The sequence below is a fragment of the Vibrio sp. 10N.261.46.E11 genome, assembly GCF_041472735.1.
Lineage (GTDB): Bacteria > Pseudomonadota > Gammaproteobacteria > Enterobacterales > Vibrionaceae > Vibrio.
Genome location: NZ_JBFRQW010000006.1, coordinates 18,613 through 41,519 on the forward strand (window position 1 = coordinate 18,613; position 22,907 = coordinate 41,519).

General features: G+C 42.2%; 15 protein-coding genes and 1 pseudogene. 11 read left to right on the plus strand and 5 right to left on the minus strand.

Translation table 11 applies throughout. The features are described 5' to 3' along the window. The first annotated feature begins 106 nt into the window (after positions 1-106). The 8 genes from AB4407_RS02845 (at position 107) to AB4407_RS02880 (ending at position 8,482) form a co-directional block, all read left to right on the plus strand. Positions 107-1,168 (plus strand): endonuclease/exonuclease/phosphatase family protein, encoded by a 1,062-nt coding sequence (locus AB4407_RS02845; RefSeq protein ID WP_372118432.1) that lies wholly within the window; start codon positions 107-109, stop codon positions 1,166-1,168. A 385-nt stretch (positions 1,169-1,553) separates the two neighbouring features. Then, complete coding sequence (locus tag AB4407_RS02850) at positions 1,554-1,868, plus strand: transcriptional regulator (RefSeq protein ID WP_372118434.1); 315 nt, start codon at positions 1,554-1,556, stop codon at positions 1,866-1,868. A gap of 279 nt (positions 1,869-2,147) precedes the next feature. Continuing rightward, complete coding sequence (rbsD, locus tag AB4407_RS02855) at positions 2,148-2,567, plus strand: D-ribose pyranase (protein ID WP_372118437.1); 420 nt, start codon at positions 2,148-2,150, stop codon at positions 2,565-2,567. Positions 2,568-2,679: 112 nt separating this feature from the next. Then, positions 2,680-4,185 carry a ribose ABC transporter ATP-binding protein RbsA gene (gene rbsA, locus AB4407_RS02860; protein WP_102311686.1) on the plus strand — a complete coding sequence of 502 codons (1,506 nt, stop codon included), beginning with the start codon at positions 2,680-2,682 and terminating at the stop codon, positions 4,183-4,185. Further along, positions 4,182-5,174 carry a ribose ABC transporter permease gene (gene rbsC, locus AB4407_RS02865; RefSeq protein WP_009844905.1) on the plus strand — a complete coding sequence of 331 codons (993 nt, stop codon included), beginning with the start codon at positions 4,182-4,184 and terminating at the stop codon, positions 5,172-5,174. The genes rbsA and rbsC overlap by 4 nt, the downstream gene beginning before the upstream one ends. 174 nt (positions 5,175-5,348) lie before the next feature. After that, the gene (rbsB, locus tag AB4407_RS02870) at positions 5,349-6,227 is read left to right on the plus strand and encodes a ribose ABC transporter substrate-binding protein RbsB (RefSeq protein ID WP_017060856.1); all 879 of its coding nucleotides are present in this window, start codon (positions 5,349-5,351) and stop codon (positions 6,225-6,227) included. 213 nt (positions 6,228-6,440) lie between these two features. Beyond that, entirely contained in the window at positions 6,441-7,367 is a 927-nt protein-coding gene (gene rbsK / locus AB4407_RS02875) for a ribokinase (RefSeq protein WP_372118440.1), read from the plus strand. A 113-nt stretch (positions 7,368-7,480) separates the two neighbouring features. Next, the gene (locus tag AB4407_RS02880) at positions 7,481-8,482 is read left to right on the plus strand and encodes a substrate-binding domain-containing protein (RefSeq protein ID WP_012600807.1); all 1,002 of its coding nucleotides are present in this window, start codon (positions 7,481-7,483) and stop codon (positions 8,480-8,482) included. Positions 8,483-8,567: 85 nt separating this feature from the next. Here AB4407_RS02880 and AB4407_RS02885 read toward each other — a convergent pair whose 3' ends face one another. After that, a complete protein-coding gene (locus AB4407_RS02885; RefSeq protein WP_372118443.1) occupies positions 8,568-8,981 on the minus strand; it encodes a lysozyme inhibitor LprI family protein in 414 nt (137 codons plus the stop codon). Positions 8,982-9,355: 374 nt separating this feature from the next. Between AB4407_RS02885 and AB4407_RS02890 the strand changes: the two genes are divergently transcribed. Beyond that, entirely contained in the window at positions 9,356-10,933 is a 1,578-nt protein-coding gene (locus AB4407_RS02890) for an EAL domain-containing protein (RefSeq protein WP_372118445.1), read from the plus strand. A gap of 277 nt (positions 10,934-11,210) precedes the next feature. Here AB4407_RS02890 and AB4407_RS02895 read toward each other — a convergent pair. Further along, positions 11,211-11,461, minus strand: a pseudogene (locus AB4407_RS02895) (IS3 family transposase); the annotation flags it as partial. A gap of 394 nt (positions 11,462-11,855) precedes the next feature. Between AB4407_RS02895 and AB4407_RS02900 the strand changes: the two are divergent. Then, the gene (locus AB4407_RS02900; RefSeq protein WP_372118447.1) at positions 11,856-12,545 is read left to right on the plus strand and encodes a response regulator transcription factor; all 690 of its coding nucleotides are present in this window, start codon (positions 11,856-11,858) and stop codon (positions 12,543-12,545) included. Further along, positions 12,535-13,869, plus strand: a complete 1,335-nt coding sequence (locus AB4407_RS02905; protein ID WP_372118450.1) for an ATP-binding protein — start codon at positions 12,535-12,537, stop codon at positions 13,867-13,869. The genes AB4407_RS02900 and AB4407_RS02905 overlap by 11 nt, the downstream gene beginning before the upstream one ends. 55 nt (positions 13,870-13,924) lie before the next feature. On the opposite strand, the gene AB4407_RS02910 is transcribed toward AB4407_RS02905, so the two are convergent. The 3 genes from AB4407_RS02910 to AB4407_RS02920 all read right to left on the minus strand — a co-directional run bounded on the left by AB4407_RS02910 (position 13,925) and on the right by AB4407_RS02920 (position 22,903). Beyond that, complete coding sequence (locus tag AB4407_RS02910; RefSeq protein WP_372118452.1) at positions 13,925-15,169, minus strand: SGNH/GDSL hydrolase family protein; 1,245 nt, start codon at positions 15,167-15,169, stop codon at positions 13,925-13,927. A gap of 72 nt (positions 15,170-15,241) precedes the next feature. Continuing rightward, positions 15,242-20,623 carry a hypothetical protein gene (locus tag AB4407_RS02915; RefSeq protein WP_372118454.1) on the minus strand — a complete coding sequence of 1,794 codons (5,382 nt, stop codon included), beginning with the start codon at positions 20,621-20,623 and terminating at the stop codon, positions 15,242-15,244. Positions 20,624-20,773: 150 nt separating this feature from the next. Continuing rightward, positions 20,774-22,903 carry a type I secretion system permease/ATPase gene (locus tag AB4407_RS02920; RefSeq protein ID WP_372118457.1) on the minus strand — a complete coding sequence of 710 codons (2,130 nt, stop codon included), beginning with the start codon at positions 22,901-22,903 and terminating at the stop codon, positions 20,774-20,776. Positions 22,904-22,907: the final 4 nt, after the last annotated feature.

Sequence of the window (22,907 nt, forward strand, 5' to 3'; positions counted from 1 at the left end):
TGATTCGCTTTGATTCGCTTTGAAAGTGAAATTTAGGTTCTAAATAATCAACAAACTATACTTTACTCGAGTATCCTTGCTGCTTAGGTCTAAATGGAATGACACTTTGAACAAACCAAACTACATAACATTCGCAACGTTCAACCTTTTGAACTACCTCGAACCACCGAATGCTTATTATGATTTTGAGAACATCTATAGCTTCGAAGAGTGGCAGAAGAAGCAACAATGGATAGCAGACGCGATTCGTTCATTAGATTGTGATGTGATTGGCTTCCAAGAGATATTTAGCCCGCAGTCTTTAGAGCGGTTAATGAATGATCTGGGTTATCCGCACTTTGCGGTTGTCGATTGCCCGCATGTTGAAGATGATTACCTATATACCTCTCCTGTCGTGGGTATCGCCTCTCGCTACCCGATTGAAAATGTACAGCCAGTTAAACCAGATTCAGAGTTACTTACAGCCTTCAATCTTAGTGACAATTTTTCATTCAACCGAACGCCTGTCCACGCGACCATTACGCTTCCTCACTTGGGCTCGACTGATTGTTATGTGGTACACTTCAAATCTCAGCGAGCAACCGAACCAAAAAATCACACTCTAGATAACGCTGATAGTTCCAAAGCCTCAGAAGCCTCTGATAACAAAAAGCCGAAAAGTGACACCTTGATTAAGCTTTATCAGGAACAACTTGGGTCTTGGTTATCTAGCGTTCAGCGCGGCTTAGAAGCTCAGATGCTGCATCAGTACATTACTAATCAGCGTCACCAAACTGATCAACCGGTTGTGTTAATGGGTGACTTCAACAAACCACTGTTTCATGATGAGTTCAAAGGACTTCTTAGCTATTCATTGAATCGAGATGAAGCGAGCAGACATTGGTTGTCGCACTTTCGACTAAAAGACAGTTGGGATCTCTATCATCAATTGTATGAAGAAGACTTGCTTGAGCAGCGTAAACCAACCCATTACTACGGCGCTTCTGGGTCTGTACTGGACTACATTTTGATGTCGAACGAGTTCGATTGTCAGAACTCATCAAGCTTGATGGAGATCTCTAGTTACACAGTGTTAGACCATCACCTGATTAATCCTAGTTTTGAACACGACCAATTCAGTACCGACCATGCCATCGTATCTGTTACCGCGCATATCCGTGAAGCCTAGAGTTAAACATAAAAAAGCCGCAGTCAAAAACTGCGGCCTTTCACTTTAGCTAAACGGGTTGAGCCAACCGACGCCCCGTCGAATTCGCGAGCATGATAGGCTCACAGAAAACAAAAAAATAAAAAAAAATGTAATCACTTTATAACCCCAGCCAACAGGATTAGTTAAAACATCATAAAAGCCTGAATAACAAAGAAATAAAAAAAACCTAACGTTTGTTTGAACAACCTATTCCCTTCCAAATCATCCGGTTTTTAGGTTTTTCCACCTCGCACTTACGCAAGCTTACTTTCAAGAGTGGCGTGATTTTGCATAATCCACACGCTTTAGTAGCTTGCGACTTAACTCAATCTCAACCATTCAGAATAAGACGAATAGAAACACGATGAACCACACAATAGAGCTCAACGGCTTAATCATTGATACTGACTCTCGAACGATTACTAATGAACAGGGGAATAAAATCACTTTACGCCCTCACCTACTTTCGGTGCTCTGTTTACTGGCAGAAAACCTAGGGCATCCCGTTTCTAGGGAAGATATTATTGATATGTGCTGGGAAGGGGAACTCACCTCTCCTCACATACTTGCTAACGTCATCTATAATCTGCGTAATGTTTTTACGCGCTTAAGAGCAGCAGACATTCAGATAACCACAATCACCAAATTTGGCTACATTTTATCGGTCGACCCCGCTTAATTAAATTTAAGTGGCGCTACATTGTGTCAAAACTGTATGAGCAACAAGCCGTAGCGCACTCTTTATATCTCCATTGTGAACGTATTTATGCAATCAATGGCGTTGATTAAGATCACTAAAAAACGCCCCATCGAAACGTTTCGATGATCATCATCACACTCTAAAACAATCAAACGTGCAAATGATAAATCAAACACTATTATCACTATCGAAACGTTTCGATGGTTTTTCTTGAGTTGTTCTCAACCCATTAAACGTTATTTTTCGATAGGTCGTGATATGAAAAAAAGTACTCTAATTAATTCTGAACTCTCTTACTTAGTGGCGACTCTTGGCCACACAGATGAAATCACGATTTGTGACGCGGGCTTGCCGATTCCAGATCACGTAACTCGTATTGATCTTGCTTTAACTCATGGTGTTCCGAGCTTTCAGCAAACAGTAAAAACCATGCTGGATGAATCTCAGATAGAAGGCGTTGTGATTGCAGAAGAGTTTGCGAAAGTAAGCCCAGACCATCACGCTGCACTGATTGATTTAGTTAAGACAGAAGAAGCGCGTTGCGGCAAATCGCTTTCGATTACTTACATCACTCATGATGAATTCAAAGAGCGAACGCATGACAGCCGCGCGGTTATTCGCACTGGCGAATGCACGCCATACGCAAATGTTATTTTCCAAGCTGGCGTAACCTTTTAGCTCAAGCTCAGCGTTTGAACCTAAGCGTAACGACAGCTCAGTGTCATCACTGAACCAAGCAATATTTATGCAGAACAATCAAATACAACTGGCCCCGAGTAAAGGAACCGACATGACTCAAGCCATTTTAGAACTTAGCTCAATTGAGAAAGCCTTCCCAGGTGTGAAAGCACTGGATAAGGCAAGCCTCAACGTTTACCCAGGACGCGTAATGGCGTTAATGGGGGAAAACGGTGCAGGTAAATCAACGTTGATGAAAGTGCTCACCGGCATTTACCACTTGGATGGCGGCACTATCGCATACCAAGGTAAACCCGCAGCATTTAAAGGACCACGTGATTCACAACAAGCTGGCATTAGTATCATTCACCAAGAATTGAACCTAATTCCTGAGCTAACCATCGCCGAGAATATCTTCTTAGGTCGTGAAATCACTGGGACTATGGGTCGTATCTTGTGGAACGAAATGTACCAAGAAGCAGACAAGCTACTTAAACGCCTTAACGTAAAACACAGTTCAAAAACACCTTTAGGTCAGCTAAGCCTTGGTGAACAACAAATGGTAGAGATCGCGAAAGCCCTATCGTTTGAATCTAAGGTCATCATCATGGATGAGCCAACGGATGCACTAACCGATACTGAAACTGAGTCGCTATTTAAGGTGATTAACGAGCTGCGTTCTGAAGGCTGCGGCATTGTTTACATCTCTCACCGCTTGAAAGAGATCTTCGAGATTTGTGATGACATCACAGTGCTTCGTGACGGTAAGTTCATTGGTCAATGTGAAGTAAAAGACACCGACGAAGATGGTCTGATCGAGATGATGGTTGGCCGTAAACTGGACGAACAATATCCACGTATCGGCCAAAGCCACGGTGAAACCTGCCTTGAAGTTATTGGCCTGACTGGTTCTGGTGTTCATGACGTGAGCTTTACGCTAAAGCGCGGTGAAATCCTGGGTGTATCTGGCCTAATGGGCGCAGGTCGTACCGAACTGATGAAAGTGATTTACGGTGCCCTTCCGAGTGAACGCGGCGTCATCAACTTAGAAAACAAAACCATTAACCCGGTAAGCCCGAAAGATGGCTTGGCGAATGGCATTGCTTACATCTCTGAAGACCGTAAAGGCGATGGCTTAGTTCTAGGCCTTTCTGTTAAAGAAAACATGTCTTTATGTTCACTTGACCTACTGACAAAGAGCGGTCAAATCCAACATAAAGATGAAGTAATGGCGGTTGATGACTTCATCAAGTTATTCAACATCAAGACCCCGACTCGCGAGCAAATCATTGGCAACCTTTCTGGTGGTAACCAACAGAAAGTAGCTATCGCTAAAGGCTTGATGACAAAACCAAAAGTATTGATTCTCGATGAGCCAACGCGTGGTGTCGATGTCGGTGCTAAGAAAGAGATTTACCAACTCATTAATAAGTTTAAAGCCGATGGCATGAGCATTATTTTGGTCTCATCTGAAATGCCTGAAGTGTTAGGAATGAGTGACCGCATCATGGTGATGCATGAAGGCCGTGTAAGCGGTGAATTTGATGCTAAAGAAGCAAACCAAGAATTATTACTGGCGTGTGCGGTCGGTAAAAAGATCAACGAGGACGCAGCATGAGTACTAAAACCATGAGCAAAACAACTGAAACTGAAGCGCCAAAGAAAAAGCCATTAATCAGCAAAGAATGGCTGATTGATCAAAAGTCATTGATTGCTTTGATCTTCCTGATTGTTGTCGTTTCTTTCTTAAACCCAAACTTTTTTACTGTCGACAACATTCTGAATATCCTGCGTCAAACCTCGGTTAACGCGATTATCGCAGTAGGTATGACACTGGTTATTTTAACCGCGGGTATCGACTTGAGTGTCGGCTCTGTACTGGCACTTTGTGGCGCGTTCGCAGCCAGCATGATTGGCATGGAAATCCCTGTCATGATCGCAGTACCAACCGCTCTAGTAGCTGGTGCAGCATTAGGTGCTATTAGCGGTGTGATTATCGCTAAGGGTAAAGTTCAAGCCTTCATCGCAACGCTTGTAACCATGACACTACTTCGCGGCGTAACCATGGTTTACACCGACGGTCGCCCTATCTCAACAGGCTTCACTGACACAGCAGACGCATTCGCTTGGTTCGGTACAGGCTACGCAATGGGCATCCCAGTTCCGGTATGGATCATGGTCGTGGTATTTGCAGCGGTATGGTACCTACTTAACCACACACGCTTTGGTCGATACGTTTACGCACTGGGTGGCAACGAATCAGCAACTCGCCTATCAGGTATTGATGTAGACAAAGTAAAAATCGGCGTTTACGCAATCTGTGGCCTGCTAGCTGCAGTGGCTGGCATCATTGTGGCCTCTCGCTTGTCATCTGCTCAACCTACCGCAGGTATGGGTTATGAGCTAGACGCCATCGCAGCCGTGGTTCTTGGCGGCACAAGCTTAGCAGGCGGTCGTGGTCGCATCATGGGTACATTGATTGGTGCACTGATAATCGGCTTCCTAAACAACGCCCTAAACCTATTAGACGTATCTTCTTACTACCAGATGATTGCAAAAGCAGTGGTTATTCTTCTGGCAGTATTGGTCGACAACAAAAACAAATAAGACTCTAGTTTGAGTCAATGCAACACCCTGCTTTATCTATAGAAAACCCATAGAAAAAGCACCTTTAATGAAAAGATCTATCAGTAACAAACCTATAAACATTAAATCTATAAATAATGTAACAACGAGCTAGGGTTATCCAACCTAGCTCACCCTACATAAAGGACTTACACCATGAAAAAATTAGCGACTCTTATTTCTGCTGCCCTTCTTTCTACAACAGTATCTGTGTCTGCACAGGCACAAGATACAATGGCAATCGTTCTGTCTACACTGAATAACCCATTCTTTGTAACCATGAAAGATGGCGCAGAAGCGAAAGCAGAAGAGCTAGGCTACAAGCTTATCGTTCTTGATTCTCAAAACGACCCAAGCAAAGAGCTGTCGAACATTGAAGATCTAACCATTCGTGGTGTTAAGGCTATCCTGATTAACCCAACGGATTCAGATGCTGTGTCTAACGCAATTCGTATGGCTAACCGTTCAAACATCCCAGTATTAACACTAGACCGTGGCGCAAGCCGTGGTGACGTAGTGAGCCACATCGCTTCTGATAACGTAATCGGCGGTGAAATGGCAGGTCACTTCATCATGGAAAAAGTGGGCGAAAAAGCAAAAGTAATCCAACTTGAAGGTATTGCTGGTACTTCTGCGGCTCGTGAACGTGGTGAAGGCTTCATGAACGCAGTAAACGGCAGTGACTTAGAGCTTCTAGCAAGCCAACCAGCTGATTTCGACCGTACTAAAGGTCTGAACGTAATGGAAAACTTGCTTGCTGCTAACCCAGATGTACAAGCAGTATTCGCTCAGAACGATGAAATGGCACTAGGTGCACTTCGCGCAGTTCAAGCTTCTGGCAAAGAAGTGATGATCGTTGGCTTTGATGGCACAGACGATGGCATCGCAGCAGTTAACCGTGGCCTACTTGGCGCTACAGTTGCACAACAGCCTGACCTAATCGGTTCTCTAGGTATCGAAATGGCAGACAAAGTACTGAAAGGCGAAACAGTAGACGAGTACGTACCAGTACCTCTAAAAATCATCGCTAAGTAATCTTGTCTATTACCAGATAACTTAGTTTAACTCTGGAATCTAATTAAGCAGGGAGTCCCCTATCTCCCTGCTCATTAGCTCACTGACTCCAGACACTAAGCAAAAACCGACAGTGCATCGCTGTTTCTCATACCGCTCACAAACGAGAGCGCACTCAACACCATGAGAAAGACCCATGCATTTTCAAATACGATATATCATAAGGCTCGTATCATGACTCAACTGATTGTTTTAGGTAGCGTTAACGCTGACCACGTACTGCAAGTTCCTTCTTTCCCTCGTCCGGGTGAAACCTTGATTGGCGGTAACTATCAGGTCATCCCTGGCGGCAAAGGCGCAAACCAAGCGGTAGCTGCAGCGCGATTAAACGCAGATATCGGCTTTATCGCCTGTGTCGGTGACGACCCATTTGGCATCAATATTCGTCAAGACTTCGCCAAAGACGGCATTAACATCGATAGTGTTATCGTTGCAGACAACACACCTACAGGCATCGCGATGATCCAAGTATCCGCAGCAGGTGAAAATAGTATTTGCCTTTCTGCTGAAGCCAACAACAAGCTGACTTGCGACCAAATTGAACCGCATCTAGAGAAGATTCGCGGCGCTAAATACCTTCTAACTCAACTTGAAACGCCAATTGAAGGCATTGAATACGCAGCAAAAGTAGCAAAAGAGAGTGGCACTCAAGTTATTCTAAACCCGGCACCTGCTCGTCCATTATCGGATTCATTGCTTGCTTGTGTTGATGTGATCACACCCAACGAAACTGAAGCTGAAGTACTAACAGGCATTACCGTGACTGACAGCGCATCCGCTCATCAGGCAGCTTTGGCTTTGCACGCGAAAGGCATCGAGACTGTGATGATCACACTTGGCGCCAAAGGTGTTTGGGTAAGTAAAAACGACAAAGGCGAGCTAATCGCAGGTTTCCGTGTTGAAGCGACAGACACAACCGCTGCTGGTGATACCTTCAACGGCGCATTGGTGACAGGCTTGCTTGAAGATATGCCACTTGAGCGCGCGATTAAGTTTGCTCATGCCGCGGCTGCTATTTCAGTGACTCGCTTTGGCGCTCAAACCTCTATTCCAAGCCGAGATGAAACAGACGCATTTTTAGCAGAGCAACTGTCTGCTTAGTTGATTTTTGACTGTTAACCTTAAGATTCGGTAACAACAAATAACAAGCATAAGCCCCTGTATTCAGGCAGAATATCGCGCAACGTGGCAAGTTACTCCCACAAGGATTTTTTATGGCAACAATGAAAGACGTCGCTCGGCTAGCAAAGGTTTCTACTTCAACCGTCAGCCATGTGATCAACAAGTCACGTTTTGTCAGTGAAGAGATAGCTGAGCGTGTTAACAGTGCGGCTAAAGAACTCAACTACGCGCCGTCTGCATTGGCTCGCAGCTTGAAAATGAAGCAAACCAAAACCTTGGGTATGCTGGTTACTACCTCTACAAACCCATTCTTTGGCGAAGTAGTAAAAGGTGTTGAACGTCGTTGTTATGAGAAAGGCTACAACCTTATCTTGTGTAACACCGAAGGCGACAGCGACCGTATGAAGTCATCTATCGACACCTTGTTGCAAAAGCGTGTCGATGGCTTGATGTTGATGTGTTCAACCCTTGAAGGGCAGCATATTGACGTATTTGAACGCTATCCAGAACTACCTGTTGTGGTCATGGACTGGGGTCCAATGCTGTTCGCGAGTGATAAGATCCAAGACAACTCGCACCAAGGTGGCTACATGGCGACCAAGCATTTGATAGACAACGGCCACTCTCAGATTGGTTGTATCACCGGCCCACTGCATCGCAATCAAGCCTCCTCTCGTTATCAAGGCTTCAAGCAAGCAATGGAAGAAGCAAAGCTAGAGATCAATCCTAAATGGATTGTTGAATCCAACTTCGAATGCGATGGCGGCTTTGACTCATACCAAACACTAAAGACCCGAGGCGTAATGCCGTCAGCAATCTTCGTGAGTAATGACATGATGGCAATGGGTGTGATTCACGCTGCGGCTCAAGATGGCACATCGATTCCAAACGATCTTTCGATCATTGGTTACGATGACATCCACTTGTCAAAATACATGACCCCAGCATTGAGCACTATCCACCAGCCAAAGCACCGTTTAGGTAAAGCGGCCGTAGATACTCTCTTGAACCGACTCAAAACACCTGATGCGTATCCGCAGGTTGTTGAGTTAGAGCCAACGTTAGTTGAACGAAGCAGCGTAAAAGCCATTTAAAGCGCTTCCTTACAGCTCTAATCAACAGTTAAAAGTAACAAAGGGCAAGGTTAAATAACCTTGCCCTTTTCGATCCTAATTCTTTCTATTCTGGTTCTGGCAAAACGGGCGGTGTGCTATCCATATAGGTTAAGAAGTTATCCCACACCTCATGTGTTCTTTGTTTGGTGAGTTTGCTTTTGCAAGAAAGCGCCATCAAGCCACGAATTGAACCATCGCGCCATTGGGTATACACGGAGTCACAATGGGCTGTCATGTAAGCTTGCCAACTCTCTTGAGCGGCCTTTATGGAACCCACCAATTCCTCATCATAAGCATTGTGTTCAAAGCTCGCTTCAAGGTATTGAGCAAGCTCCGTTGTTGCCGATTCCAACTCAATCGACGCACAGTGGTTAATTTCTATGGTATTCATCGCATTCTCGCAATCAACAGCCTGTTCATCTGCTAATACAGAACCAGACAGCAAAGCGAATGCAATTACTGATATCAATCTTTTCATAAACATCCTAAATATTGTCACCCATGGAAGGGGCAATGACATTTCCTTATAGCCTTGTTTAACTTGTGACCATATCAGCTAATTAGTTTAAACATGGCTCAATATTTAAATATCTTTCGATCTTTAAGCAAATAACATCAAAATTTATCCGGATATAAGCGCTTGTTATACGTATGAATCATGCAAAATATGGATCCCACAACAAAGAAAAAACGAGATAACATCAAGATTTCGCTGGTAAAAATCGAAAACATATTATCTTTATCAATAATTCATGCGCACATTCACAATATTTATTATTACTATTGCTACGTGATCGTTAAATTTATAAATTAAGTTGCATTCACACACCAATCGGTCACGCTTCTCTTAATATGGATATCAAGTACCAGCATTTTGCCAAAACTTCGTTCTTCTTTGCCATTTCTTTCTTTTTTTTTATGGCATTGCTCATTCCTTTAACACCGTCTCATTACCAAACGTTAACCGAAGACACATCAAGGTTAGTAGAAACGAGGTTAGAAGGAATCCAATCAAGATTCGACCGTTTTTTATCTGAAATTACCCCAGATCAGCCTTGCGACGCGATTGTTAGACAACTTCGACAAAGCGTTTTTGAAGCCGATTGGGTGAAAGAAGCCGCGGTGTTCAACAAAGAGAACCGATTTTACTGTTCAACCACCGATGGTGAGGTTTCATTTCGCTTATACAACACCATCAGGCAACGGCTCAATGAAGCCCCGAATTTAACCACCTTATCGTATTCAAACTCAGCGATTAGTAAGGTGCAATCCATCATGCTGATATTCTCGACTAAGGAAGGCTCAGGAGTGAGCCTGATGATTCCTCCGCACTTCATCTTTGAGCTTGTAGAGGCTAACTTGAGTAGCCAGGGCATTAACTCTAAAGTTGAGGTTATCAAAAGAGACATTCACCCTACCGACCTCGGCTTATACAACGCGACAGTGCGGATACAATCAGACATCTACCCATTTGCCGTCACCTCATACATTGGTAATCAGTACTATATTAACTTCATGCTGAATAACTTATGGTTTGGTTTCCTTATGGCGGGAATTACGACCATTATTCGCGTTTCCTTCAAACATAAAAAGCAGAGCCAACGTAGCTTAGAATATTCGCTGTCTAGCGCACTCAAAAACAAACACCTACATGTTCACATGCAACCTATCGTTAACCAAAGCACCAATAAGATCGTAGGCTGTGAGTCACTATTGAGATGGAACGATCCAATTGAAGGTAACGTCTCCCCTGCTATTTTCATTCCATTGGCTGAAAGTTTAGGCTTGATTGAGAAGTTGACCTATTTCGTTCTGCATGAAGTGTTAACGACATTGAAAAGCAATCAAGAGGTGTTTGCATCAAAGTACATCAGCGTCAACATCAGCCGAAACGTTGTATCCAACAGTAACTTCACTAATAAAGTGATTAGCATCTTTAAAAGGCACCCTGAGATTCTCAAGCAAGTGGTTTTCGAGGTGACAGAGGATGGTGAGTGTTCTGATGCCGATATGATCAAAATTAAGGACAACTTGCAAAAGCTATGTGATCTTGGTGTAAGAATTGCCATAGATGACTTTGGTACTGGCTACGCTGGATTAGATTTTGTAAGGCAATTTCCGTTCAGTATTCTCAAAATTGATCGTGTGTTCGTAAAAAACATATCCGACGAATCCAGTTTTGGTATCCCACTATTAGAATCCATGCTTCAGCTATCACGTACCTTAGGCATGCAAGTCATAGTTGAAGGCGTTGAGTACGAGTCACAACTGAAGATCTTGTCGAAACTAGGCGTCGACTACATCCAAGGCTTCTACTTCTATAAACCTATGCCAATAAGCCTCGCCATTAGCTTGATCAAACAGCAGACTTTTGAATCAGATAACATTGAGGAACTGTACCTCAACGCTGAAGTGTGCCACTTTAAATAGAATTGATGGAGCGCTATCCTAACAATTTCCTCTTCGAGACGAGTTTTATTTTATCTGATAGCACTATAGTGTTTGTTGATATTTCCTGCTTGTATAATGACTGCCTTGATCACTATAAAATATCACCCTTCTTGACTTATCACGACGCTCATAAATCATGGAAGAGCTTTGCAAATCTTTTCTAATGATAGTGAGTTAACTAGCCAATCGGTAAATCAACAACAGCTGATTCAGCCAAGCAATTTCCAGTTCAGATGTAATTAACATCACTAACCTACACCTGATTTGGAGTTGTTACTGCGAACTGCCTATCAAGATGGTTGGGAATTTCTACATGCTTTTGGGCTTAAGGTTATATCAATGTTTCGGTAGCTGACAACTGAACAATCCAAGTTGCTTCATAAACTTAATTTCTCTGTAGCGCCTAAGATTGATACCTGCATTCGTTACGATAGTTGCTAAGGTTCTTGCGCCTGCTGAGCTATTACTTGCTGAGTGGGGTTCATGGATAAGTACTCGCAGCTTCAGTCATAAAGTAACCTTGTTCAGTGACTAAATAAGCAGCTTTTAGTTTAAATTCGGGACTAAAAGTTCTCATCGTACGTTTTTTCATAATTTTACCTAGTGTACAATTTTTATTTTAACACCTCTAATTAGGTAGAAAAATTAACTATGCTACTACACTTTCTTCATAGGACAATTAGAATAAAGTAATAGTATGGATAAAGTAGTGACTATCAATAATCATCTAAAATCAGACCGATAATAATAGTTGCATGCATTTTTTCTTTTGTACTTTTTTCCCTTAGTTATAATTTGTGAACTTGTTTCCTGTTTTTTTTTTACAAATCGGTATTATTGTAAAGATACATTTATCCAATATAAACATTTACATGGAAAACAAGTCTAGTTAGAGGTTGATTTGAAAAATACCGTTCTTGTTATAGAAGACGATCTGGTTATTTCAGATCTAATTAAAGAATATATTTCAGAAGAAGGTTTTTTGGTATACACAGTCTATGATGGTCTAGGTGCTATCGAAGCAATTACACGATTAAAGCCAGATGTGGTGCTACTAGATTTGATGTTACCGGGTGTCAATGGTGCTGTTATTTGTCAGGAAGCTAGAATTTTTTATAAGGGTCCGTTAATAATCTTAACTGCGTCCGTTGAACAAAGTAGTGAAGTTATGCTTCTCAAGTATGGGGCTGACGATTATATAACTAAACCATTTAAAGGCGAAGTTCTTCTAGCACGGATAGATGCAATTATTCGACGTTTAGACCGACGTTTAGACCGACGTTTATCAGATTCAACTACGACCTCTCAAGTACAGATAGATACTTATTCTAAAAGAATTTTTTTGGGAACTACCGAAATAATTGTTACTAAATCGGAGTTTGATGTATTTGAGGTTTTATATAATAGCATAGGAAATATTGTTTCCAGAGAAAGGTGTAGCCGATCATTGAGAGGTATAGCTTACAGCAATCATGACAGAACAATTGATATGCGTATTTCTGGATTGAGAAAAAAACTTAGAACCCAAGAGATTGTAAACCTAGAAATCAGAGCAATTCGAAATCAGGGGTATGTACTTATTGAAAAATAAAAAATTCAAATCAGAATTCTTTAAGATTTATTTAGGCTTAATACTGACCCTTACACTAACAAGTTCCATTATTATAGTTGTTGGTAGTGGTCTTATTTACTCTACAGAAGCAGATAATTTTGTGGCCGATGCAAAGTTTATGGTAGATGAATATCTGGTAAGCTCAAAAAACGATGACCATTTAAATTTACGAGGAAAACTTATAGAAAAAAAGAAAATATCATTTTATATTTTCGAAATTGAAGCTATTGACGACAAAAGTGGGGAATACACATGTATTGAGTGTAGCTTTATAGGTGAGTTCGACCAAGTACCAGTTTTTTTAAACTCTGATGGCCTGTACTCGGCAGTCTTCAAGCTGCCTTATAGCATAAACTATATTTTGATTAGTGAGAACAAAAGATTTTTCTCTCCGGAAATAAATTGGTATCAAGACACGGAACGACTCACCATTCTATCCTTATACTTGGGTATAGCCATTATCCTAGGGTTTCTTATTTATCTTCAAATGAGAAAATTGGAGCAACATTTAGACTCACTGAGGGAGAAATGCAAAGAGTTTGGTAACGGAGATATAAACGCAAGGGCAAACGAAAGAGTGCCTCACCCTATTTCGGTACTGGCACAAGATTTTAATCAGATGGCGTGTGAAATTAAAGAAAAAATCAACCAATCAAATATTTTCACTCAAGCTATATCTCATGAAATACGTACACCTCTTTCTAGAATTCAACTTACTTGTGATATTAGTAGAAAGTCAGCCCCCGAAAATATAAGAAAAAAATTTGATAAAATTGATAATTATATCAATGATTTAAATATCCTTATAAGTGACATTGTAACAGTAGCTAAAGTAAGTGAATCAACCTCTGATTCATTACAACTAACATTTGAAGAAATAGATATAAATTTATTTGTTAGGAAAAGATTAGAAATTTACTGGGATTCTCGGTTTAACATAAAAACCCCTGAAAAATGCCTCTACGTTAATGGTGATAGGATATTAGCCCAACTATTAATTGATAACATAATCAGTAATGCTGTAAAGTTCGCCAGTAGCCAAATCGATGTTTCTTTAACTTATAGCCTTCAATCGATTACATTGACTATCGATGATGATGGCCCTGGAGTTCCGAAGGATAAAAGGAACGACGTTTTTGTTGCCTTTAACAAACTAGACGAAAGCAGGAATACTAACAAAGGAGGCTTTGGACTTGGTTTGACTATTGCTGTAAACGCAGCAAAAGCAATGGGATGGACAATCCAACTTAGTGAGAGTCCATTAGGAGGAGCTCGGTTTTGTGTCTTTATTCCTAGTAAATAAATTAATAAATATGAGGGGCATAAACGTAGCCCCTATATATTTATATACACATATTTTACTTGAAATTAAAACTATAAAAAGAAGTTTTAATTAGTTCATTAGCCATCAGTTTGTGCATCGCTGTCGTAGGATGTGTCACTCCCCAGAATACAAATTTATCGGAACCATAGCGGTCACAATCTCGGGTCAAGCTATGTGACAATAAATAATCACGAGCAGAATTTCGATTAATATCGAGGCAAGGCTCAGAGACTACTTTTAGACCATACTCTTCAGGTTTATTCGTTACTTTCTCAAATAACTCGTAGGCATCATATAAAACAACATTAATCTGAGGGTATTGTTTGGCTTGTAGACGAATGAACTTATTAAAAGCTAGAATTTTACTTTTTACAGTTGCCGCCTTCTCTTCACTCTCATATTTAAACTGCGGAGCTTTTGTCGCATCCGGTAAAGTAATTAGCAGGATATTTTTTGCACCTTTGTCAACCATACGGTTCAAAGCTTTAGTAAAGTCTTCTTTAACAGCTTTGACAGTTCGGCCATAGTTCATAAAATCATTAATACCAAACTCGACGGCATACAAAGTATTCTCTGGTTTATAGTTTTTTGCTAATTTTCGATAAACAAGGTAGGATTCTACTTGGTCTTTAACCCCCGTTAATTCTATATACTTATTACTTCCGGCAGCACCACCTACTGCCCAATTATATACGGGAATATCCTTGTCTCTCGCAATGTACTCCGTCCAGACAAACCCATTGCTAAAGTGCCCTAAAAACCATGAGTTGCGGTTCGGGAAAAGCCATTGCGAACCATTAAACATATTTCCTGTGTCAGAAAGGCTATCTCCAAACACAACCAATTTGTTTATCTTCGAAGATTGACCAACTTTATCATTTGTCCAAATTGATTGGTTGTACGAAAGACGGTTATCGGCAGCAAAGAAAGTGATATCTGCAGCAGTGTGATTTACGCCCAGGGTTTCTTTACAACGTTGCATAATTGTGGATTGAGCAACATCGGTGTAAAACATGTTCTTAAATGATACTGACGACCACCAATACCCATCTAATTTGTAGTAATCGCCATCACTATCTAAAGCCCACTCCCACTCACTGGCAGGATCGTCATGAGAAGTATGTGGCCGATACCAGCAGCGAACATAGGTATAAGTCTCAGATTTCTGAGCACTGCTTACCTGAGCAGCGGAGATAGCTTCCGCAGTTAAAGGAGCGTCCTGCGCATAAGTAAGTGTACTGCCAAGCAGGGCTAACGAAGCTAATAATTTAATTTTCATTTTTTTCCCGATTTTAATTAATAAACAAGGTGATTAAGGCTCTTCCGGTACAGAAGAGCCGTTTTGTGTTTACTAAACCTGCGGTGGTGCTATCAGGCTCTTAAACGTATAGGTTGTGCCTCTGGTACTACTGCCATCAACCGATGTTGCATCTTTACCAAAAGTCGCCATTGCGCCCGTTAGTTTGGATAAACGCACGTTATCAAAAGCTGTCTCTGCCTTTCCCCCCTGAAATGGGCGGTCGCTTTTCCCTTGAACGAGCTGAATAGACAACTTCTGGTTTTCGTACCTAGTTCCTTTGAACCTTGAGCCATCTATATGCATTTCTAGCTCTTTCCAGTCACCACCGACACTATCCCAATATTGTTGAGGGCTGAACGTAACTGCCCCAATGGCCTTAATCCCCGCCAGAAGACGAACAGAAAACATTGATCTTATATTGGCTACACTAGCTATATTAACTTTCAATTTGTAATCTGCAGAAGTATCAAGAATTTCATGGTGTAAGGTTTGCGTGACTCTTTCACCACCTGAGAGATGTAGTGCTTTACTGCCATGCGCATTTTTTTTGTGATGATCCTTATTGAAGAACACACCAGCATCACCATGCTTAAACCAATCCTGAACATTTTTGTAGCTGCCATGTTCAAAGGACGCATTGGTAATACGTATCTGTTCTTCCTTACCCTTATCTTTTGTAGGTTGTTCAACAACTACTTGTTTGTCGGTAAGAGTCAAACCCGGCTCAAGATGAACCTTACTACTGTCAGAAAGAAGTGTTTGCAGATAAGAGTGAACCTCTTTACCCGTTAGCGTTTTATCACCGAACTTCAGGCTCCCCTGAGTATTTGCGGCAATTCCTTTTATTAAGCTAGCTTTATTGATATTAGAGTGGTTAATATTCGAGAAGTCGAAAGTAGCTAGTGTTCGGTTGTTGTTGCCTTGCAGCCTGATATGCAATCCGTGCTTAGTACTCCCCATCCAGACTCTAAGGCCGTTGCTGTTAACCGACTCTAGGTTTAGGGACGGATTACCATCCTTATCCAGATAGTGAGTAAAAACAGATGGAGAGAACGGTGTTTTTCCAGTTAAGATATCACTGATCTGCGCTGCATTATCAGTTATGTAGGTATTCCCATTTGCTTTAATGGCTAACTTAGCTGGCATACCTTTGATAAGTGACGAGCGGTTCGTTTTTCTTGATACGATGGTTACATCACTTAGTCGGTTACCTGAAGACATAAAGGCAATACCCTTCATATCCGCATAATTCAGAACCAGAGTATCTTTATCCCCTTCCTGAGCACCAGTAGTAAAGTCAACAAAAATGCTGCGGCTGTCATCTCCCAGCACCACTGTATCGCTGCCGGCCCCGGCAACAATAGTTGTAGAGAGCGGATTGTCGTTCGATGTAAGCCCCTTCCACTTGCGGTTAGCAAGAATAATGTCGTCTCCCGCCCCTGCGTCTATACGATCAACCTTGTTTCCTGCAAAACCGTCAGCAACAATAATGTCATCCCCTAGCTTGCTGTTGATGGTCGACTGCTTAGACTGGCTTTGAATAATACGATCATTCACCGCAAGTTCATGACCTTTCAGAGAGTTTACAAATATCGATAGCTTGGTATTGAACTGAGCCATATCCAAGCTCTTCTGGGTACTCAGCAGATTAATTTGAGGGAAACGCTTCACAAAGTTACTACTTAACTCTGCTAACGTTGTTTTACCGGCTGAGAACTCGCGACCGAACTGAACATCAACAATCACATCCTGTCCCTGCTTATTTTTTATAACAAGATTATTGTCTTTATCCAGTGCAAACTGAATATCATTGATGTCTTTGATACCACCAAGGCGAAGTACATTATTAATGCCAGACTCATCAATACGGGTAACCGAACCCGCTGATTTATAACCAGCAGAAAGCTGAACTTTCTCATTCGCTTTTAGGTTAGAAAAATGCCCTTGAGTATTAACTACAAGCTGATTATCAACAACAGAAATCAATCCGTTGTTGCTCACATCTTTACCTGCACTGTCTTGAAGTGTCAGCCCTGATAAAAGGGTGAGTGTAGACTTATCAACGCCAAGCACATTCAGGTTATGTTTACCCGGTTGTAGGGTTTTCATTCCCTGACCAAAGTCGACCATAATAGTCACTTTTCCTTTGGAGTCAGCCTGAGCAACAATAGAGACTGAAGCACTGTTTACATGCCCCGTTACGGTATAGAGATCTGAGCCTTCACCGCCTATCAGAGTGTGAGTTCCCTGACGGGAAACCAGATGATCATCACCGCCCATGCCGAACAAAGTATCACTACCACCCTGAGCAACCAATGTGTTTGACCGGCTGCTGCCTGTCAGTACGTCACCGCTATACCTAGAAGCGAAGACATTATCAAAGTTATGCACCAACCCTGTAAGACTTCCGTGTATCTGACCATTTTCCAAGTTCACTTTAACGGCACCTTTTTGGTATCCGCCAAAATCGAGGATATCCTGGCCCCCGGAACTTCTGAACTGGCTGCCATTCGCCGCTGAATTAACTTTGACCTTATCGTCATGCTTTGAAGTCACGATATCGGCCTGGCGCTCAAGGTTAGTTACATAAGTCATTCCTTTACCAAGCGCAGAAGCATCGAGGGTTGTTGCTCCCCTTACACCCGATGCAGCAGAGTCATCTAGTACCACAGATTCTATGCCATCAACCGCAACCATTCTGTAGTCTTTGTGACCATAAGAGTGACCGGCATTGTCACCAAACTTGCGAAGTGATTTATGACGATGATCAACTAGATAATAGGCATGATACTTATTATGATAAGGGGTATTGTTTGTATTAATGTTCTTAAGAACTAATGAATCGTAGCCATCGCCCCCTTGTATCGCATTCCTATAAATAAAGTTATTATTAAAGTCGTTTACACGAAGACTATCCGCCTCAAGTACAATTGTGTCATTGCCATCTCTTGTATCCACTGCTGCAAATCCACCAGAACCAATGCGGATCATATTGTCCTGACTATCACCATAGATATTAGCTAACGAAGAGCCAGAAAGTTTTACGTCTCCGTTTTCGAAGTTTTTCACCCAATCAGTACTTGAGAATGAAAGGTACAATAATGCCTCTACTTCATTACCGTTCGATACATTGGCTGTACGGTGATCCCCAGACCAGCTTACCACTGAATCGGAAATCCCTTTGATAGAGAACTGCCCCTGATGAACTGAACCATCTGCGTTCTGTTTATAGATTCGTTCACCGTCAGTGTAATAGCGGACACCGTTTCCAGTATTGGCTAACTGCCATAGCTGATGCCCTTTAGCCGCTTTAACTAAATCGGCATAATTGCCTATAGATGAGGAACCACGGCTCATCAATGACTCAAGCTGAGCCGATGCTTTTACACCATCGCTACCGGTAAAGTAACTGGTCAGGTTAGACGGAGCACTTACTGAATGCTTGGCTGTATCAACAATGCTGTCTTTTCCAAGACCAACACCCGCCTGTTTATTTTCCAGATCAAGGTGAACACCACCTAACTGATGTTGCATTTGTCCTGAGCGCAGTGAGATATGATCACCATTGCCAAAGTTCACTTTAAGAGTATCTTTGCCTACGCCACCATCAGCAGATTTATCAATTGCCGGCTGGAATTTAACGACATCATCACCATCTCCGCCATAGAACTTATCCACACCAGCACCGCCATCCAGATAGTCATTACCTTTACCACCATCCAGTTTACTGTTGCCTTTAGCGTCGATGATAATATCGTCACCGCCTTCACCGTATAAATTACGGTTACCACCGCCAAGAATCTGGATAAGATCATCACCATTTAGACCGTGATAATCACCATCCTTGTAACTGGTGTCGACATAAGCTTTTTTTAATTTATCAAAGCTTTTCTTAAACATGCCGTCGCTTAATAAACGAAGTACTTTTTTCACTGGTATTTTGTTATGAGCGGAATCGGAGCCTTTAACACCTGTGCTTTTAGAGTCGGTAACATATTCAAAAATATCGTAGCCTTGCTTCTTAAAGTCATCTGCCAGTACATCAACATGCTTTTTAAAAGCATCAGATTCAACCAGTTGAGTAAACTTCTCGTTAACTTTCTCCGCTTCTGAACGGTTATCAAATAGACTAGCAAACTGCTCTATCGTAGACTTAATAAACTCAACAGCCACTGAAACCATATTGATGGCAAAAGATAACGCGTTACCGGCTCCAGGAACAAACTCCAACGCAAGAGCCACACTGTTTAAAACGACATTGACTCCATCCAATGCAGCCATGGTTCCGTACACAGCCGTACGGCCAGTATTTCCTGATTTTCTTGCCTGGTCAGCCGAGATAGCATTCTTAGCTAAAGAAATTGAAGACATGCCAATAGCCAGCATATCCCCAATACCAGGGGCGATTTTTGCGAAACTCTTTGCAGCAGTATTCGCAATTCCTTTCGAAGTGTGCTTGACAATTTGGGTTACTATTGTTTTCGAGCCTTCGACAACTCCGGAAGTAATGGTTAGCGCCCCTGATGCTGTAGTTAAATCAAGCTGAGCTTTTCTTGCTTTATACTCACTCTCCGAAATGATACCTTTTTCGTATAAATCCCTAATTTTATTTACGCCACCCTGTGCACTAACAGCAGTAGATACACCACTACCGATGTTTGTCAAAGGCCCTCCAACAGCCCAGACTTTCTTACCATACCCCCCCGCTTTCGATAGCAAATCCTGCCCGGGAACACTCTTAGCATTTACCTCTTTGATGTAGTTATCAGACTGTTCAAGTGCACCTTCAATACGTTTAAGCGCTTTTTGCTTTGGAGAAAGTGTCGTTTTGGTAATGGTTTCTCCATTCAATTCAATTTTGACTGGAGGATGACGCTTAGCGAAAAGTTTTTCAAAAGACTCTGTTTTATATTCGGAAGGAAGATTGTCAAATTCCTGCAGTGCCTTGTTCAACTCTGTTTCTATATTTAGCGCCCTTGAGGCATCTTTAAATTCACCCCATTTACCTTTGACACTCCATGCGGTACTGCCAAATCCAGCAGCCGTTTTACCCACTTCACTCGGTATATTGTAATTAGTCCCTTTTTTGATACTTTTTGCTAGGTTATCGAACTCGCTTTTACTCAATTGAATTCGACTAAACTTAGTTTGATCGATTGAAGATGAAGAAGCTTTATTACTGCTCAGCACTTTATCGAACTGGTCAAACTGATCGATCACTTTTTGATCGGTTTTAAGCAGCGCTACCGCATCAACGGCACTTTTACTTACACCATTCTCCTCTAATGCAAGCTCCATTGCCTTAATCGCTAAATTGGGATCAAGACTGTCCTTACCAGAGGTTACAGACTCTGTCACTGCCTGAATTAAAGCACGGTTAAAATGCTTCTGAAACGATGCCTGAATGGCATTGTTTAAACTACTTGAACTCATATTATGAATACCTTGTAGCAGGGTTTCTGGCTTCCTTACACAAAAACACCATCAACTTAAGAACCCTTATCCATTTGGGTTAACGAAACATCACCCACACAAAACTGACGTGTTACATGCGGCATTTTTAGAGTAAATAACAAAGCGAGATCAACTTCCGGCTTGTTTTTTCCATAGGCCTGAATATATTCCACCTTTGAGAATCAGTTCCTCATGTGTGCCTTGTTCAACAATACCCCCCTGATCAATCACCAAAATCCGGTCTGCATGACGAATGGTGTTCAGGCGATGCGCGATACTGATTACTGTCCTGTCATGTGATATTTCACTCATGTTGGACATAATGGCCGCCTCTGACTCATAGTCGAGAGCGCTTGTAGCTTCATCAAGTAACAATATTCGGGGGTTGGTAAGTAATGCTCGGGCAAGGGCAACTCTCTGACGTTGACCCCCCGAAAGGAGGCTACCTTTTTCGCCTACCTGACTGTCGTAACCACCGGCCATTTCACGGATAAAACCATCAGCACCAGCAATGGTGGAAGCCAGCATTATCTCTTCTATGCTGGCATCCGGGCGGCAAAGACTGATGTTTTCAGAAATGGTGCCGGAAAAGAGAATACTTTCTTGCAGAACAACACTCATGTTGCGTCGAAGTGCTACCGGATCAGCAATAGCCAAATCAATTCCGTCAATTAGAATATGCCCGTTCTGAGGTACATACAGGCGCTGCAGTAATCGAGTTAAAGTGGACTTTCCCGAACCGGAAGGGCCTGTCACACCTACAAATTCACCAGCCTTAATATCCAGATTCAGATTGCGCAGAATCTCTTTTCCATCTTCACTGTAACGAAAACGCACATTGGAAAAGCTCACTTCTCCGCTCAACTTCGGAACAGATGCTAAACCTGAAGAACCGCTTTCAGTGTTTTCATCCAGAATGTCCCCGACCCGCCGAAGAGAAATCAGAGTATGTTGAAAGTCCTGCCAGACCTGAGCGAGCCTCAAAATAGGCTGTGTAACATGACCGGATAGCATATTAAATGCGACCAACTCACCCGCACTTAACTGCCCCTCCATAACAAGAGTCACTCCCCACCATAGCAGCAGTGCAGAAGTCAGCTTCTGAATCAAGCCAATCCCCTGCCCGGCCCAAATACCAACCATTTTTGCCTTAAATGCGGCCCTGATAAAGCTCGCCAGCTGTTTCTCCCAACGCTGAAGAAATTTTTCTTCTGTCGCTGTGGTTTTAATTGTCTCAATCCCAGTGACTGATTCTGCCAAAAAGGCCGTATTATCTGCCGAGAGTTCGTACTCTCTGGTTACGCGAGCTCTCAAACCTGGCCCTACTGCAAGCCAGAATATGAAATACAGCACCAATGAACCTAAAATCAGCCAGGTTAGCTTAGGGGAATAGCTGAACATCACTCCGACAAAAAGGGCGATGAAAATTAAATCCAGCAACATGGTTAATGCAGACCCAGTGAGGAACTGCCGTATCTGGTTCATCTCCTTAACTCGGGCGATAATTTGTCCGGTCTGACGCTGTTGAAAATAGTTTAAGGGAAGATCAATCAAATGTTGATACAGCCGGGCTGACAGTTCAGAATTTACTTTACTGGCAAGATTGGAAAACAACCAAGAGCGTATAAACCCATATACTGGTTCAAAAATAGCCAGCATCAGCATAGCAAAACCTAGAACTTCCAGACTGGTTAGGCTTCGGCTGACTAATACTCTGTCAATTACATTTTCAAACAGCATTGGAGTAACCAGTGCAATAAGCTGCAACATTAACGACACTATCAACACTACTTTAAACTGGCTTACATGCTTGCGGATGGAAGGCAGGAACCATTGAAAGCCAAACTTATGAGCCTTATGATGTTCCTTAACCTCAGATATAAGGATGCTCTCCCCATCCCAATACTGGCTCAATAATGTTTTCGGATATTGCCGGCTACTATCTATTGCAGGATGGTAAAGAGTTACTCTTTCTTTACTTACTCTTTTCAGCACCAGCCACCCCTGGCTTGTGTTCAGCAAAACCGGAGTCGGTAAGTACTCTAGACGTTCAAAGTTAGTGCTAATTCGTTTCGCCCGAAGACCAGTCCAGCGGACAATACGACACAACTCATCACCGCTAACCTTTTTCCCTGCTGTGCCTAGTTTGTGTACTAACTGTTCTGGTTCAACGGAAAGATTAAAATGTCCCGCCACATAAGTAACAGCCTGCATCGCTGTTTCTTTCTGACTCATATCTACTTTATAAACAGCAACCATAGAT

What these genes read in the sequence shown, in the direction of transcription:
- AB4407_RS02910 (WP_372118452.1), bottom strand. Translation starts at nt 15,169, where the DNA reads ATGAAAATTAAATTATTAGCTTCGTTAGCCCTGCTTGGCAGTACACTT.
- rbsK (WP_372118440.1), top strand. Translation starts at nt 6,441, where the DNA reads ATGACTCAACTGATTGTTTTAGGTAGCGTTAACGCTGACCACGTACTG.
- rbsA (WP_102311686.1), top strand. Translation starts at nt 2,680, where the DNA reads ATGACTCAAGCCATTTTAGAACTTAGCTCAATTGAGAAAGCCTTCCCA.
- AB4407_RS02915 (WP_372118454.1), bottom strand. Translation starts at nt 20,623, where the DNA reads ATGAGTTCAAGTAGTTTAAACAATGCCATTCAGGCATCGTTTCAGAAG.
- AB4407_RS02885 (WP_372118443.1), bottom strand. Translation starts at nt 8,981, where the DNA reads ATGAAAAGATTGATATCAGTAATTGCATTCGCTTTGCTGTCTGGTTCT.
- AB4407_RS02850 (WP_372118434.1), top strand. Translation starts at nt 1,554, where the DNA reads ATGAACCACACAATAGAGCTCAACGGCTTAATCATTGATACTGACTCT.
- rbsC (WP_009844905.1), top strand. Translation starts at nt 4,182, where the DNA reads ATGAGTACTAAAACCATGAGCAAAACAACTGAAACTGAAGCGCCAAAG.
- AB4407_RS02880 (WP_012600807.1), top strand. Translation starts at nt 7,481, where the DNA reads ATGGCAACAATGAAAGACGTCGCTCGGCTAGCAAAGGTTTCTACTTCA.
- AB4407_RS02920 (WP_372118457.1), bottom strand. Translation starts at nt 22,903, where the DNA reads ATGGTTGCTGTTTATAAAGTAGATATGAGTCAGAAAGAAACAGCGATG.
- rbsB (WP_017060856.1), top strand. Translation starts at nt 5,349, where the DNA reads ATGAAAAAATTAGCGACTCTTATTTCTGCTGCCCTTCTTTCTACAACA.
- rbsD (WP_372118437.1), top strand. Translation starts at nt 2,148, where the DNA reads ATGAAAAAAAGTACTCTAATTAATTCTGAACTCTCTTACTTAGTGGCG.
- AB4407_RS02890 (WP_372118445.1), top strand. Translation starts at nt 9,356, where the DNA reads ATGGATATCAAGTACCAGCATTTTGCCAAAACTTCGTTCTTCTTTGCC.